Raw genomic sequence first — 15125 nt, 5'->3', positions numbered from 1 at the left:
CGAGCGGGGCCGCGGGAGCGGCGGCACCTGCAGGAGCGGGAGCGGCATTGGCAGGAGCGGCAGGAGCGACTGCCGCGGCCGGTCCTGCAACGGCTTCGCCGACGACGGGCGTCGCGGGCGCGGCAACGGCGGCCGCCGGCGCTGCAGCAGCGGCGCTGAACGCGACGAGCGAGGCGTCGCTGAGCCGGTAGGTGCCCAGGATGTTCGGCATCATCGCGTGGTGATGGCGGTTCCAGGCCCAGTGCTCGCCCGCGCGTATTTGCCGGAAACCGTTCCACAAGCTGACCTTCTGCTCGCGTTCGACCCGGCCTTCCTGGGTGAACTCGTAGGCGAACATCGCCGCCACTTCGGCCGCGGCATGGTCGAGCAGCTGGTGCACGCGCGCCTCATCCAGCCCCTCGATATAACCCTTCTGCTGCTTGCGCGGCATCGCCTCGGCGTCCGCGACCATCGACACCTGGTAGCCCCGCGACCAGGCCAGCTTCTCTTCGAGCCCGCCCTTCTTGCCGGGCACGCAATCGTAGAAGCTCGCGTTGAGCCCGGTCACCAGCGTGCTGTTGACCGGCGCCCAGCGCAGCGGGCGCAGACGCAGCACCGGGTTCGTACACGCCACCGGGCCCTTGCTGACGGGCGCCGGCTTGACCTCGGCCGCGCCGGGCTCGGGCTTGGGTTCGGGCAACACCAATTTGATGATGGGCGACGGGGTGATGCCGTCGGAAACCAGCGCCGCGCGCAGGCTGGCCTCCATCGAGGTCCGGTAGTCGTAGGGGCCGATGACCTCGTTGCCCCACTTGGCGCCGTCGTTCGCGCCCTTCTGGATGATGGCGCCGACGATCAAGCCGCCGATCAGGCCGCCGACCAATCCGGCCGTGCCGTGATTCGCGACCAGGCCGTTCATCATCACCGGGTCGACGACGGGACTGGAGACGCCGCTGACCGGCGTCAGCTCGGTCTGGGTCAGGTACAACTCGACCGCGAGCTCAGGCGCCAAGGGATACGGCAAAGGCTCCGGCGGCTTGGCCGCGGCGACCGCGCCATGGGCGGCGAGCGCGATCGCCACTGCGATCCGCGCACGAAAGAAACCTACCGGCCCGCGACGGGCCGATTGCATCGACTGCTTCATTGGATACTGCCCCCTGGATGTTCCCTATCGGCAAGGCGCTGCTGCGCCCTCCCCCCCTGAAAGACCGGTGGCCTGCCGCAAATGTGGCATTCGGCTTCGCTGCGGCGCGGCCCTCGGTGCCGGCAACATAGCAAGAATCCCGGCGATTTCGCAGCCACAGCGCCACCCGCGCGCCTGTCGAACCGCTGCCGCCGCGCGCCTGAGCCGAGGCAAGACTCACTCGTCCAGCACCCAACGTTCGGCGGCGATCTTGAGCTTGGGACATTGCCCTTCGATGCCGTCGGCATATTCCACGGCGACGCGTACATTCTCATCCGCGCCTTTCGCGTAACTCGACTCGATCTTTCCGGTCAGGTAACTGGGAGAGGCGCGCGCAGTGCCTGCATAATTCAAGCCTTGGTCGAGGCAGCTCAGCGCTCTACGGATATTGGCTTCGGCGAACTCGGTCGAGGTGTTATCCATCAACCAACGGCAGAAGCGCATGCCCGGCTCGTAGCCATCGTGCTGGCAGGTTTTGCTCCATTCGGCCCAATTGGTCAGCAACACGACCTCGCGTTGGCTGCCGAGCGCCGTCGCATTCGCAAACCTGGCCATTTCGTCGCAGAAGGCATCGTCGCGACCACCAGCGGAGAAGCTGGCGCATCCGGTCACGGCGAGTAAAGCGCAGACGATGAGAGTCGGAATTTTCATGTGATCGCGGCGAGGCCGCCGCTCGGTCGGTCGGTCGGTCGGCTGCCACTAGCTTAGCCTTGCGGTCGCCGCAATGCCTGCGGTCTCGGCCGGCGCAAACATCGGACCGCGGTATCGAGCGGCCCGCGGCAAACAAGAAAGGCCGCTCCACGAATGGAGCGGCCCTTCGATGGTTTCGCACCCGGCGGCTATCCCCGGGCGCTATACCGAGACACCTCGATCAGGGACAGCTATAGGTGTCGCTGGCCTGCGCGCGGTAGGCGGTCCACATCGCATCGGCGAACTCGCTGCCGTAATACCCCTCATCGCGGGCGGCGCCGTGCAGGCCCGGCCAGCGCCCGGTGCCGTCGGCGGGATTGTTGTCGAGCGCACCGTTGCCGTTGGGCTGGTAGGGGTCGGGCTGGGTCCATGCACCGTGGTTCACCCAACGGTCGGCGTAGCGCAGGATCTTGTCGTCGGTCCAGATGCAACGCAGCGACGGCATCAGCCGCAGCGCCAGCGCGATGGCCTTGTAGCCCTTCGCCGTGCAGCACATCTGATAGTAGGCGCCGGGTTCCTGGCCGCCGTCGATGTAGCCATAAGGATCGCGGCAATCGCGCGAGTTGCCGCCGGTGTTCTGGTTGTCCCAATAGTCCTCGGCCGAACACAGGCCGCCGAACAACACCTGCCCGGCGCCGGCGCCGACATACAGCTGGCCGTCCTCCTGGAAGGTCCCCTGCTGGAAGTCGCGCACGCGCGCGGCCATCGCCGGGTCGTCGAGCAACAGCGCCGACAACGCCAACACCAACTTGCGGCCGTGGCGGTGACCGCCGTCGGCATTGAAATGCAAGCCGCCCTGCATGCCGGCATCGAGGTCGATGCCGTACTGCACCATCAGAATCGCCAGCTTGCGGCGCTCGGCCGCATCGCCGTCGACCATCAGGCGCAACGACGCCTCGGCGAAGTTCATCGCGATCCAGGCGCCGTAATCCGGCATGTTCTTGAGCGGATGGATCTCGTCGGCGCTCCAGTGCAACTGGTGATCCAACTGCAGGCGCTGGTACCTCGCCGACAGCGTACTCAGCGCCGGCGCGGAGGCCAGCGGCGCGAGCGAGGGCAGGCGATCCAGGCGCAGCCGGTTGGTCGAGTACAACGGCTTGCTGTGGCCGAAGTACGGCGGACGGAACGAGGTGCTGCCGCCGTCGGCCGGAGGCGCGGCCAACACCGTCAGCACCACCGCGGTGTCGAGCGTAGTCTTGTTGAAGGTGCTGAGCGATTTCGCCTTGACGATGGATTGGTTCGGCGAGGCCGAATACGGCAGCGTCGGCACCAACGAGCGCAGGTAGTTGCTCGCGCGCGAGTCGAAGCCCTGGCGGTCGACCTGGATCGGGTTCACCTCGAAGCCGTTACGACCGCTGCTGAAGGCCGGCGAGATCGACACCACCTTGACCTTGCCCAGGCTGTCGGCGGTCGGCGCGACCCAGTAGTCGCCGTTGGCGAATTGGCCGCAGGGATAGGCGCGGTCCAGGACGAAGGTGACTTCGTACTGCTTCACCTGCGTGCACGAGGCGACGAGTGCGCTACGCGTCGGGGCCGCTGCGGACGAATCCGGGCGGGCGGTTGCGGCGGCCTGCGGCGACGCCGATGCGGACGGCGCCGAACCGACGGTCAGCGCCGCGGCGGGTGCGGCGTTTTCGAGCGGCGCTGCGGTAGCGGACGGTGCGGCCTGCTGCTGAGGGCAGCCCGCCAGCGCGAGCGTGCCGCCGGCCAACAGTGCGGCGCGCGTCAACAGCTGCCGCAGGCCCGGTTTGCCTGTGCGCGGCAATAAGCATGCTTGTTTCATGATCTCTCCTGGTGCGGTAATCGCGGCATCAGGTTGCCGTTGTCTACGGCGGGCGCCCAATGGAAAAATCCGGAACCGCGTCGTGCGACATCCAGTTTCGAGAAATTTCCGAACGCCGGTTTTCGACTTGGCGAATCGCGTCACGGTTTCGAGCAACGAATCGTCCTTTCGCCCGCGGCGGACCTAAGCTGCCGCTTCGCAATTACTTCGAGGCGACGCGTGGGAGCCCGTAAGCGGCGTTATGTCGGCAAGCCCGTCCCCAGCGACGGTTGGCGGGTCTGGGACAACACCTTGAAGCGCTGGTGGGGCAATGTTTTCCCCGACTATCCGGCAGCGGTCCTCGACGAGCTCAACGGCGAAGGCTCGCCGGAGCGGCTGACCGAGCTCGGCCGGCGCGCGCGCGCGCCCAAAGCGAAAACCGTGCGCAAGCGGCGCTGATGCCGCTCGACGACGCCGGCCCTGGCTGTCTCGTTCGCCGGCGGCCAACGCTCCGGCGCCGCCTGCCCGGATCCGCTGCCCGCGTTAAGTTCCCGGAATTTTTTCTGCGATTCGCCGATGGGCAGAACCGACAAAAATTACAATTCGGCCGTGGTGGCGGCACGAGTTCCACGCTTGGCCGCAGGCCGCTTACGAGCGGGCCTGCCTGGCGTGGTTTCGCTTCGGCGAAACAGGCAAGGCCCCGGATCGACCGGGGCCTTGCACTGTCGCTTCCGCTCGTCGATGGCTACAAACAAGCGCTGCCGATCACTTGCCGGCGAACTCCAGCAGGTCGCGGTCGAGCCGGTCCTTGTGCGAATCCGGCAGGCCGTGCGGCGCGCCCGGGTACACGATCAGCTTGGCGTTCTTGATCAGCTTGGCCGCGGCGTGTGCGGAAGCGTCGATCGGCACGATCTGATCGTCGTCGCCGTGGATCACCAGCACCGGCACGTCGATGCGCTTGAGGTCTTCGGTGAAGTCGGTCGCCGAGAACGCGGCGATCGAGTCGTAGGTGTTCTTGTGGCCGGCCTGCATGCCCTGCGAGCGGAACGATTCGATCAGGCCGGGCGACGGCTTGGCGCCGGGACGGTTGTAGCCGTAGAACGGGCCCGAGGCGATGTCCAGGTACAACTGCGCGCGGTTCTCGCGCGAGGCCTTGCGCAGACCGTCGAAGACTTCGATCGGCAGGCCGCCGGGGTTGGCCGCGGTCTTCAGCATCAGCGGCGGCACCGCGCTGACCAGCACCGCCTTGCGCACCCGCTCGCTGCCGTAGCGGCCGAGGTAGCGGGCGACTTCGCCGCCGCCGGTGGAGAAGCCGACCAGCACCGCATCGCGGACGTCGAGGGTGTCCAGCACCGCTTTGAGGTCGGCGGCGTAGTGATCCATGTCGTTACCGTCCCAGGGCTGGCTGGAACGGCCATGGCCGCGACGGTCGTGGGCGATCACCCGGTAGCCGTGCTCGGCCAGGAACAGCATCTGCGATTCCCAGCTGTCCGAGCTCAACGGCCAGCCGTGGCTGAAGGCGACGACCGGACCGTCCTTCGGGCCCCAGTCCTTGTAGTACAGCTGCACGCCGTCCTGGGTGACGATGACATTGGACGACTGGCGCAGCGCAGCGGCCTGCTGGGTCGATGCGGTGGCCGCGGCAGCGACGGCTGAGTCAGCGGCCTGGGCCGAGGTAGCGATGCCGAGGGTCAGCAGGGACAGAGCGAGCGAACGTTGCAAGGTGGTCATGGCGATCTCCTGGTTGAGGGGTTGGGCGTTGGGCCCGTGGGAGATACTTTGCCGGCCCAGGCAGGACTCCACGTAACGTATAGTCCGTAAAACTTTACCTATCGTATTTTCATGACCGACCGCCTCGAAGCCCTGCTCGAACGCTTCTCCGCCAGCGCCCGGCTGTTCCAGGCCGGCGCGCTGTGCGGCATCAACGACCTGACGCCCGAACACGGCGCCGGCCAGTTGCACTTGGTGCGCGAAGGCAGCGTCGAGGTGGTGCACGAAGGCGAGCCCGGGCTGCGCGTCGAGGTGCCGAGCCTGCTGCTCTACCCTCGCCCGCTGGCGCATCGCTTCATCACCGACGCCGAGCGCGGCGCCGACCTGGCCTGCGCCAACCTGCAGTTCGAAGGCGGCGCGGCCAATCCGATCGCCACCGCCTTGCCGGCTTTCGTCTGCATCGGGCTGGACGAGATCGACGGCAGCCAACCGGTGCTGACCCTGTTGTTCGAAGAAGCCTTCGAACGGCGCTGCGGCCGCTTGGCTCTGGTCAACCGTCTGTTCGAGGTCGTGCTGATCCAGGTGCTGCGCCATCTGATGGAGAGCGGCCGCACCCGCGTCGGCATGCTGGCCGGGCTGTCGCACCCGCAACTGCGGCATGCCGTGGTCGCCATCCACGAAACGCCCGAGCACGACTGGACCCTGGACACGCTGGCCGCGCGCGCCGGCATGTCGCGCAGCGTGTTCGCCAATGCCTTCCGCGACAGCGTCGGCTGCACGCCCGGCACCTATCTGCAGCAATGGCGCGTCGGCCTGGCCCAACAATCGCTGCTCGGCGGGCGGCCGCTGAAGTCGATCGCGATGGACGTGGGCTACGGCAGCGAAGCCGCGTTGTCGCGTGCGTTCAAGGCCTCGACGGGGTTGTCGCCTCGTGCATGGAAGGCGCGGATGTTGAGCGGCTGAACGCTTACGCGGCGCTCGCCGATTCGAGCGGCTGTGCCCGCGGCCAACCGCGCCGGGCCGCACTGGCCAGGCACGAGCGCACGATCAGCCGATGAAACGGCGCGATGCAGGCCAGATAGAAGCGCCCGAGACGGTTGTGGCATTGCACGGCCGTCGCCAGCACCAGGCGCCGCCCGCCACGGCTCGTCCGGTCCTCGCCGCACAACACCGAGAACCGGACGTCGAGGTGTTTGTCGTTCTCGCCGAACACCACCTCCCGCCCGCTCTCTTCGTAGACCTTGAACACTGCGATGCGCGGCTGCTGCCCGCGCGCGAGTTCGGCATCCAGGCGCTTGACCGTCTTCAAACCGAACACGCCGACCAACCCATCCCTCAGCCTCATCAGCTTGAGCACCCACGGCGGCAGCCGTTCGAATACGAACCGCGCCAACACGCCGGCGTCGCAGGACGCGCCTTCCGGCAATTCGAGCGCGAACGCGTCGACGAGATCGGTAGTGGAAAAGACGTTCCTCAACCGCGAATCGTCCGGCAAGGAAACCGCTGCAGCCTGTACTTGGCCAAGACTCATGTGGGTGCTCCTAGAGGTGGGCCGCGACGATGCCGGCCAGATACAGGACGAGCGCGACGATCAGGACCACGAACGGAGCACGGAAAAAGTACCGCCGCGCCGCCACGACCAAGGCCGCAAGAAAGGCCGCTCCGGCGGCGGCAAAGTAGACCGATCCGAACAGCAGCGCCGGATACGACAGCGCGAGATGGCCGAAGACCGCGCTGAACAGCAGAAAGCCCAGGCTATGGCTCGCATTGAAGCCGATCCATGCGCGCCACACGTTGGTCTGGGCACTGACCACAAGCGAGCCTTGCTTCATCGCGGCCATGAGCTGCGCGTCGCGCGGGTTCAACTTGCTGCCGAACAAGGTGTAAAGCAGATGCACCACGCCCACGTACGCACAAACGACCGCACTCGCGACGACCAGCCAACTGGCAAGCATGTCCTGCTCCGTGATTCGTAGGGAAAGGTTTGCAGGGAAGTGAACGCGGTCCGGCGTGCTTCGCTCGGGCGGCGTGCCCGGGCCTTGACGCGCAGACCCTATGCAGGACAAATAATGATGTACGACGTGCATTTTTTTCCCTCGAAATGACACCCTGCGGCAATATGTCGCGCCCGCGTTCGCCCTGATCGGAAGACCTATGCAGCACCGCGCCCTGTTCGGATCGACATTTCTGGCCTGCATCTCCCTGGCAGCGGCCGCGCCGGCCGCGACCGCGACCGCCGGCGATATCACGGCAGCGGCGCCCGCCGCGGCCACGCCGCGGTCTGCCCGAGGTTTCCAGCCGCTGTTCGACGGCCACAGCCTGAAGGGCTGGCATCTGTACGGCCAGCGCGGCAAACCGGTCGCCGGCTGGCGCGTGGTCGACGGCGCGATCGTGCGCAGCGGGCCCGGCGGCGATCTGGTCAGCGACCGCGTCTACCGCGACTTCGAGTTACGCATCGAGTGGAAGATCGCGCCCGGCGGCAACAGCGGCATCTTCTACCGCGCCGCGGAAACCCAGGCGCCGATCTACCGCAGCGCGATCGAATATCAAGTGCTCGACGACCAGCGCCACCCCGACGCTAGCAACGGTCGCAAGCGCTGGGCCTCGGCCGTCTACGACTTGTATCCGCCGGCCGAACACGTCGCCAGGCCGGCCGGTGAATGGAACCAGGCCCGCATCCGCGTGCGCGGGGCGGAGGTCGAGCATTGGTTGAACGGCGTCAAGGTGGTCGCGTACCGGCTCGGCTCGGCGGACTGGAACGCGCGGCTGGCGCAAAGCAAGTTCAAGGACTGGCCGGAGTTCGCCGCTTCGCGCAGCGGGGCGATCGGTTTGCAGGATCACGGCGACGAGGTCGCCTACCGCAATATCCTCATCCGGCCGTTGTAACGCCGCACCTGGAACCTCGGCGCAGGCTTGGACTTTGCACCCGCGGACGAACGAAACGATACGGAAGCGACGGGTCGAGCGATCGCAGCCGGGCTTCGCTTCGCCGGTACAGATCAGACTGGCCGCGGTCAGGCGCTGATCGAGAGAGAGCGGCATGCGCGAACGCGGCCGACGATCGGATCGCGGTCGCAGTGTGAAAAATGGTGAGTGGCCTTGCGGGCCTGGCTGATGGAAATTCATCGCCTCGCCGGTCGAACGATCGCGAATCCGGGCTGCGCCGCGATCGAGGCAACCCATGCGGTCGCGCGGTGCATTCGGCGACGAATGACCAACGGATCCGCCCTGCGAACCGATCGAGGAGCCGCCATGCCCCCCCGCAAGAACATCGCCGACGCTCTGGCTTCCCTGCTGTTTCTGTCGGCCCTCGGATTTCCCGCCTCGCTGCCCGCGCAGACGGTCGGCCGGACGTGCCTCGGTACCGAAACCGCCCACTACGATCCCGGCATGACCTTCACGCCGCAGCAGGTCGCGTTCTCGGTGAGCGGACTGTTGGCTCCGTGCGCCGGTATTCCGCTCGGCGTGACCAGCGCGGGCTACGCCGTCGCGGGCGTGGCCAATCTTTCCTGCGAAATCCTCTCCGGTGTGGCGCCGACGCCACCCCTGACCGTGCACTGGAGCGACGGCACGACCAGCGTGATCCAACCCAGCACCGTGGTCACGCAACGGCCGGTCGGCGAAGTGGTGCGGATCGAATCCGGCCAGATCGTCAGCGGCCGTTTTCTCGGCGCCGCCACGGTCCGCACGGTGACCTTGCTGCAGACGCAGTTGGATGCCTGCTCTACTACCGGCGTCGAATCGGTCGGCGGCCCGGTGGTGCTGGAAATCATCAAGCTGCTGTGAAACGGCGGGCCCGGCTCAGCGCCGCAATGGGGCCGACAAGGCCAGCAGTTTCGCCGCTGCCTCCAACACCATGCCGCGGCTTTCCCCGGAGCGCATGACCAGGTAGTGCGAGGCCGGATTGGCCAGCCAAGCCTTCGACACGCGCACCAATTGCCCCGAAGCGATCGCTTCATCGGCCAAGGGTGCGCGCAACAACGCCACGCCGAGACCGGACGTGGCCGCGGCCAATACCAGGTCGTAATCCTCGAAACGCCGGTCGGCGGCCTTGCTGCGATAAGCCGCGCCTTGCGCCTTCAACCATGCACGCCATTGGCTGGTATCGGAGTCGTGCAACAACGGCGCATCGGCCAGGCGACCCGCGCTCGGGTGGCCGCCAAGCTCGGCGGCCAGGTCCGGCGATGCCACCGGCAGCAGGCGTTCCTTGAACAGCAGCTGTGCGGAGGAATCACGCCACGGGCCCTTGCCGTAGCGCACGGCCAAATCGACCTCGCCGCCGGACAAGTCGGCCAGACGATGTTCGATCGTCAATTCGACCCGGCGCTGCGCCGGCACGTCCTGCAGCAGGCGCATGCGCGGCAGCAACCACAGGCGCGCGAACGAAGGCACCACGCTCAGGCGGATCACCGGCAGCTCGCGCCGCGGGCGCCAGCGATCGGCGGAGTCGCTGATCGCGCTCAAGGCCTGCTCGACCTGGGCGATGAAACGTTGTCCGGCCGGCGTCGCCCGCACGCCGCGGCCATGCCGCTCGAACACCGCGGTGCCGAGCCAGTGCTCGACCGCATGCACGCGCCGGCTGACCGCGCCATGGGTCAGGCCGAGCCGTTCCGCGGCCGCGGTGAATGAGCCGGTATCGCGGGCGGCGATCACCGCGTTCAGGCCGTCCAGGGGCGGAAGCGATTTCGAGCTGTGCATAGAGCGCACAGCTCATCACCGATCGCGGCGCTATGTCAACGACCACCGTATCGCTTCAATGGGGGCCTTCCCGCTGCAGCCTCCCGCCATGCGCTCACTGCCGTTGCCGCCCCCCTGGCTGTTGCATGCCTGGCCGGGTCTGCGTTCGCCTTGCCCCTTGCTCGTCATGGCCGGCCTGCTCTGCAGCGCCGCCGCCGAGGCGCAGCAGGCGGCCGCGCAGAAAGCCGACGACGCCTTCGGCCAGCGCATCGGCCAGGAAAGCATCGGGCTGTATTCCGAATCGCTGGTGCGCGGCTTCAATCTGCAGGAAGCCGGCAACTACCGCCTCGACGGTGCCTATTTCGTGCGCGCCGCCAATCCCTCCGACGCGGTCGTCGAAAGCATGCAGGTCAAGGTCGGGCCGAACGCCCTCGACCTCGACTTCCCCGCCCCCTCGGGCCTGGTCGAGTACCGCCTGATACCGGGCGAGCGCGAGCGGACCAAGCTCGAACTCGGCTTCCAGCACCTCAGCGACAGCAACCCGCGCCCGTATCTGCGCTTGCATGCGGCGCGGCAATCGAAAGATCGGGACGCTTCGCTCGCCGTCGGTTTCATCGGCACGCACAGCGCGCGCTACATCTTCGGCAACGAAGCCGAGTACTACGGCCTCGGCCTGGTGCCACGGCTGCGGTTGGGCGATCGCTGGCAGCTCACCGGCCTGCTCACGCGTTACGAGCATCGGTATCAGGCCGACGTCGGTTTCACACCCGCCGACATGCAGCCCTTGCCGGAACCCGATCGCCTGAAGTATCTCGGCCAGCCCTGGTCGCGCTACGACACCCGCAACAGCGCCTATGGCGCGATCGCCGCCACCGCCGCACGCGACAACGCCTGGGACTATCGAGTGTCGAGCCTGTTCTCCGGGGTGAACCGGCCTCGCTCCGACTTGAATCTGTTCGACGCCGTTACCCCGCAAGGCCAGGCCGACGCCGCCATCGTCGTCGCACGCGGACGCAGGATCGACGCCTGGGGCCATGAAGCCATGGCGAGCTACGACTGGACCGGCGAGCGGCGCCGCCACGAACTGACTTTGCTCGCGCGCCTGCGTCGATCGAGCTATCGCAACCCGCGTGTCGACTATCTCGCTATCGGGCCGGTCTCGATCCTCGACGGCCGCGTGCCGGTGGTCCTGCCCGACGCGGCGACATCTACTGCGCAGTCGAGTGCGGCGATCGATCAGTACGAACTCGGCCTGGGCTGGCAGTACCTCGACCAACGCGGTTACGCCTTGAACCTCGGCGCCCGCCGCGCCGCCATCGACCAGATCGCTCGGCCGGTTTCGGGCCCGAGCCAATCGCGCTCCTCGCAGGCCTGGTTGTACAACGCGTCCGCGGTCGTACCGCTCGGCGAGCGATGGACGGGTTTCATCGCGACCACCCGCGGCATCGAGGAGGGCGTGACCGCGCCGGAGAACGCCAGCAACCGCTTCGAAGTGCTGGCGCCGATCCTGGCGCGGCAGAACGAACTGGGACTGCGCTGGCAGGCTCGCCCCGACCTGGCCTTGTTGGCGATGGCGTTCGAGATCAAGAAGCCGTCTCCCGGTTTCGACGGCGCTTCCGCTTATCGTTACCTTACCGAGGTCTCGCATCGCGGCATCGAGTTGTCGCTGGCCGGCAACCTCAGCGAGCGCTTGAGCCTGATCGCCGGCCTCACCCGGATGCGACTGCGGCTGCGCGGCGAACTGGTCGACACGGCGAAGATCGGCCAACGCCCGCTCGGACGCAGCGCCGAGCAGGCGCTGCTGAGTCTCAACTATCGTGTCGCCGGCCTGCCGGGTTTGTCGCTCGACGCCGATGCCAACTACTACGGCCCGCGCCCCGCCGATGCGCTGAACCGTTTCCGCACGCCCGGCTACACCCTGGTCAATCTGGGTGCGCGCTACCGTTTCGATCGGCACGGCACCCCGGCGGCGCTGCGCTTGCGCGTCTACAACGCCGGCAACCGCTACGCCTGGGCGGCGGGCACCAGCGGCATCCAGACCTACGAGCCCGAACGCAGAATCATGTTGAGCCTGACCCTCGGCGATTGAACGGGCTCGACGACAGGCGCTACCGCCGCGCCCAAAACGACTGCGGAGGGCCGAAGCCCTCCGCAGCGCAACGCGAAGCAGGTACGAGGGTTTACTCGTCGCCTTCTTCTTCCTCGTCTTCGTCCTCTTCTTCCTCGTCGTCTTCGTAGGGCAGCCCCATCGAATACGCGAAGCGCGGCTCACCGTCCGCGCGATGTCCGGTGGCGATCGCGAGAATCACCCAGCCGTCCTGCAGACGCTGGTTGACGTCCGACAACTCGTCGGTCTGCACCACTTCTCCGATCGTCTCAAAGTCCACTGTCTAGCTCCGCTGGAAGAAGCGCGAAGGATACGACAGGTCGGCAGCACTGATAAGAACGCGCCCGACCCTGCTCAGCGGTAGCCTCAGCTGCGCGCGAAGATCTCGACGCGGCGGTTGAGCTGACGGCCGCCTGGATTGTCCTGGCCGCCGATCTCGTTGGGCGCCACCGGCAAAGATTCGCCATAGCCCTTGGCCGAGGCATCGTCGGCGACGCCGCGCTGCTGCAAGGCCTCGATCACGGCATCGGCGCGCCGCGCCGACAGGGACTGGTTGTAATCGTCGCTGCCCTTGGCATCGGTATGGCCGCGGATTTCCATGCCGCCGCTCTGCGCGCCGCCGGACTCGATGTCCTTGAGCGCGCCGGCAAGCGTATCGAGCACCTTGGCCGCGTCGGCGCGGATGTCGGACTTGTCGAAGTCGAACAAGACCCGGTCGTTGAGGGTGATCAGATAACCGCAGGGTGCGCCCGGCGGAGCGAATTTCTTGATCGGCGGGAAGCGCCCGGCCGGCGGCACCTTAGCCAGCGGTTCCATCTTGATGGTGCGCGCCGGCGTGTCGACCTGGCCGGTGCCGTCGCCGTTGTTGCGGATCAATCCCTGCGGCCCGTTCCAGGTGCCCGAGCCGTCGTTGTTGATCGTGACCAAGCCCAGGGGACCGTTCCAGGTGCCGCTGCCGTCGCCGTTGTTGCGGATCAGGCTGCCCTCGCCGTTCCAGGTGCCGGCGCCCTTGGCATCCAGGGTGATCATGCCGGCCGGCCCGTTGTAGCTGCCGGAACCGTCGGCCTCGACCCGGACGATGGCATCGCCGTCGCCGTCCTCGCCGCCGTTGATGCTGCCGCTGCCGTCGCGGTTGACCACGACCAGCCCGCCTTCGAAGTTGGCGCTGCCGCTGCCGTCGGCGGCGATGCGGAAGATGCCGCCGTCGCCGTTGCGGCTCAGATTGCCTTGCGCGTCGACGCTGGTGATGCCGGCGTCGCGCAGCAAGCCGCCGCCGGCGTCGCAGCGAGCCGGGCTCACGCTGATCCCGGCGATCGGGTCGAGGATCTCCTGCATCGACGATTCCAATGCCCGCTGCGCCGGCGTCACGCCGACGATCTCCGGCACCACGATCAGCGGAATCGCCGGGAACGCATCGGCGGCCGCACGATCGGCGCTGGTTTCGGTGTCGGTCTCGCTATCGGCGGCCGCGGATGCGGGCGAGGCGGTTCGATCCGGCTTCGCCGCGGGCACGACCTCGGCGGCCCGATCCTTGCCGCAGGCGGCGACGACCAATGCGCACGCTATCGCCAATAGCCATCCTGAAATACGCATCGCATCCTTCCTTGATGTAGTCGACGCGCATAGATACACGAACGTCCGTGACAGTGGCAAGCGAAGGCGGCGACCGGAGCGGCCGGGAGGGGCCGCAGCCATCGCGCCCGCCCCACCGCGTCTCGCACGCAAGACCGCGCCGATCCGCTCCCTGGTACCTCCCTGCGTGCCTGAGTACCATGCCGGCTCGTCGTCCCGACTGTCGTCACCAGGAGTAAGACCTTGCAAAAGTCACTTGCCGTCTGTGGTTTGTTGATCGGCCTGTTCGGTTGCGGCGATGCCTTCGCGCAAGTCGACCTGTCCACGCTCGACCGGCGCATGGCCGGACCGCCGACGCAGGTGCTGGTACTGGGCTCGGTGCACCTCAGCGGCCTGCCGAAGGACTTCAAGCACGATTCCCTGGCGCCGGTGATCGATCGTTTGGCCGCATTCAAGCCCGAGGTCATCACCATCGAAGCGATCTCGGGCGAGCAATGCGACCTGGCCGCGCGTCATCCGGCGATCTACGGTGCGCAAGGAATGGCGCCGTACTGCCGCAAGACCGACGCGGCGAAGGCCGCAACCGGGCTGGACGCGCCGGCGGCGATCGCCGAAGCGCACAAGATACTGAAGCACTGGCCGGCGGCGCCCTCGCCCGCACAGCGTCGCCATCTCGCAGCGGTGTTCATGGCCGCCAACGACAAGGCCTCGGCCTTGGTGCAATGGCTGCAACTGCCGCAGGCCGAGCGCCGCAGCGGCGACGGCCTCGATGATGTCCTGGTCGCGTCGCTCGAAAAGGCGATGCTGCACAACGACGAAAGCCTGCAAATCGGCGCTCGCCTGGCCGCGCGCCTGGGCCTGCAGCGCCTGCATGCGACCGACGACCATACCGGCGACAACGTCGCTATCGCCGATGAGGCCGCGTACGGAAAGGCGGTCCAGACCGCCTGGGAAGCGGCCGCCGCACCGATGGGCCAGATTCACGAACGCGAGGAAGCCTTGATCAAGAGCGGCGACATGCTGGCGCTGTACCGCTATGTCAACCGACCGGACGTCTTGCGCACCGTCGTCGACGGCGATTTCGGCTCCGCCTTGCGCGACACTTCGCCCGAGCACTACGGCCGGTTGTACGTGGCCGGCTGGGAAACCCGCAACCTGCGCATGGTGGCCAACATCCGCGAGGCCTTCCGCGAACGACCCGCCGCGCGCGTGCTGTCGATCGTCGGCCGCACCCACAAGCCCTGGTTCGACAATCTGCTGGGACAGATGCAGGGCGTGGAGATCGTCGATGCAGAACGGGTCTTGAAGTAAGGGCCTTGAGTAAGCCGCCGATCCCACCGCGGCGAACGGCGCGGACGACGCGCCGGGCGCGAGCCCGGCCCGTCGACGACGCCGCATAGCGATAGCTGCGCAATGGCCGCGACCCAGTCGAGTCGCGGCCGTCC

General features: G+C 67.4%; 14 protein-coding genes. 6 read left to right on the top strand and 8 right to left on the bottom strand.

What is annotated here, in order from left to right; genetic code table 11:
- Positions 1 to 1339 precede the first annotated feature (1339 nt).
- Together GLA29479_RS11895 and GLA29479_RS11890 are read right to left on the bottom strand one after the other, a co-directional pair.
- Complete coding sequence (locus tag GLA29479_RS11895; RefSeq protein ID WP_144436488.1) at positions 1340 to 1813, bottom strand: hypothetical protein; 474 nt, start codon at positions 1811 to 1813, stop codon at positions 1340 to 1342.
- 220 nt (positions 1814 to 2033) lie between these two features.
- Entirely contained in the window at positions 2034 to 3635 is a 1602-nt protein-coding gene (locus tag GLA29479_RS11890) for a hypothetical protein (protein WP_144436487.1), read from the bottom strand.
- A gap of 219 nt (positions 3636 to 3854) precedes the next feature.
- Between GLA29479_RS11890 and GLA29479_RS11885 the strand changes: the two genes are divergently transcribed.
- On the top strand, positions 3855 to 4073 hold the full coding sequence (locus GLA29479_RS11885) for a hypothetical protein (RefSeq protein WP_057971718.1): 219 nt from the start codon (positions 3855 to 3857) through the stop codon (positions 4071 to 4073).
- A gap of 306 nt (positions 4074 to 4379) precedes the next feature.
- On the opposite strand, the gene GLA29479_RS11880 is transcribed toward GLA29479_RS11885, so the two are convergent.
- Positions 4380 to 5345, bottom strand: a complete 966-nt coding sequence (locus GLA29479_RS11880; RefSeq protein WP_057971717.1) for an alpha/beta fold hydrolase — start codon at positions 5343 to 5345, stop codon at positions 4380 to 4382.
- A gap of 111 nt (positions 5346 to 5456) precedes the next feature.
- Between GLA29479_RS11880 and GLA29479_RS11875 the strand changes: the two genes are divergently transcribed.
- A complete protein-coding gene (locus tag GLA29479_RS11875) occupies positions 5457 to 6287 on the top strand; it encodes an AraC family transcriptional regulator (protein WP_057916536.1) in 831 nt (276 codons plus the stop codon).
- Between the two features lie 4 nt (positions 6288 to 6291).
- Here the strand turns inward: GLA29479_RS11875 and GLA29479_RS11870 are convergent, their stop codons facing one another.
- Positions 6292 to 6819, bottom strand: coding sequence for a DUF2867 domain-containing protein (locus tag GLA29479_RS11870; RefSeq protein ID WP_211264975.1), 528 nt, complete (start codon positions 6817 to 6819; stop codon positions 6292 to 6294).
- A 46-nt stretch (positions 6820 to 6865) separates the two neighbouring features.
- Positions 6866 to 7279 carry an LIC_13387 family protein gene (locus GLA29479_RS11865; RefSeq protein ID WP_057971715.1) on the bottom strand — a complete coding sequence of 138 codons (414 nt, stop codon included), beginning with the start codon at positions 7277 to 7279 and terminating at the stop codon, positions 6866 to 6868.
- Positions 7280 to 7478: 199 nt separating this feature from the next.
- On the opposite strand from GLA29479_RS11865, the gene GLA29479_RS11860 reads away from it, so the two are divergent.
- Both GLA29479_RS11860 and GLA29479_RS11855 read left to right on the top strand, forming a co-directional pair.
- Positions 7479 to 8210: a 3-keto-disaccharide hydrolase gene (locus GLA29479_RS11860; RefSeq protein WP_057971714.1), complete on the top strand. Its 732-nt coding sequence runs from the start codon at positions 7479 to 7481 to the stop codon at positions 8208 to 8210.
- A 213-nt stretch (positions 8211 to 8423) separates the two neighbouring features.
- Entirely contained in the window at positions 8424 to 9110 is a 687-nt protein-coding gene (locus GLA29479_RS11855) for a hypothetical protein (RefSeq protein ID WP_211264974.1), read from the top strand.
- A 15-nt stretch (positions 9111 to 9125) separates the two neighbouring features.
- Here the strand turns inward: GLA29479_RS11855 and GLA29479_RS11850 are convergent, their stop codons facing one another.
- On the bottom strand, positions 9126 to 10022 hold the full coding sequence (locus GLA29479_RS11850; protein WP_082638588.1) for a LysR substrate-binding domain-containing protein: 897 nt from the start codon (positions 10020 to 10022) through the stop codon (positions 9126 to 9128).
- Between the two features lie 88 nt (positions 10023 to 10110).
- On the opposite strand from GLA29479_RS11850, the gene GLA29479_RS11845 reads away from it, so the two are divergent.
- Positions 10111 to 12090, top strand: coding sequence for a TonB-dependent siderophore receptor (locus GLA29479_RS11845; protein WP_057971713.1), 1980 nt, complete (start codon positions 10111 to 10113; stop codon positions 12088 to 12090).
- Positions 12091 to 12181: 91 nt separating this feature from the next.
- Here the strand turns inward: GLA29479_RS11845 and GLA29479_RS11840 are convergent, their stop codons facing one another.
- Entirely contained in the window at positions 12182 to 12388 is a 207-nt protein-coding gene (locus GLA29479_RS11840; protein WP_144436486.1) for a hypothetical protein, read from the bottom strand.
- A gap of 86 nt (positions 12389 to 12474) precedes the next feature.
- Positions 12475 to 13701, bottom strand: coding sequence for an OmpA family protein (locus GLA29479_RS11835; protein WP_057971712.1), 1227 nt, complete (start codon positions 13699 to 13701; stop codon positions 12475 to 12477).
- Positions 13702 to 13923: 222 nt separating this feature from the next.
- On the opposite strand from GLA29479_RS11835, the gene GLA29479_RS11830 reads away from it, so the two are divergent.
- The gene (locus tag GLA29479_RS11830) at positions 13924 to 14991 is read left to right on the top strand and encodes a DUF5694 domain-containing protein (protein ID WP_057971711.1); all 1068 of its coding nucleotides are present in this window, start codon (positions 13924 to 13926) and stop codon (positions 14989 to 14991) included.
- The last annotated feature ends 134 nt before the right edge of the window (positions 14992 to 15125 follow it).

Origin of the sequence: Lysobacter antibioticus, assembly GCF_001442535.1 — a bacterium.
GTDB classification, from domain to species: Bacteria; Pseudomonadota; Gammaproteobacteria; order Xanthomonadales; family Xanthomonadaceae; genus Lysobacter; species Lysobacter antibioticus.
Note: the sequence above shows the minus strand (reverse complement) of the source record. Positions and strands in the feature narration are given on the sequence as shown.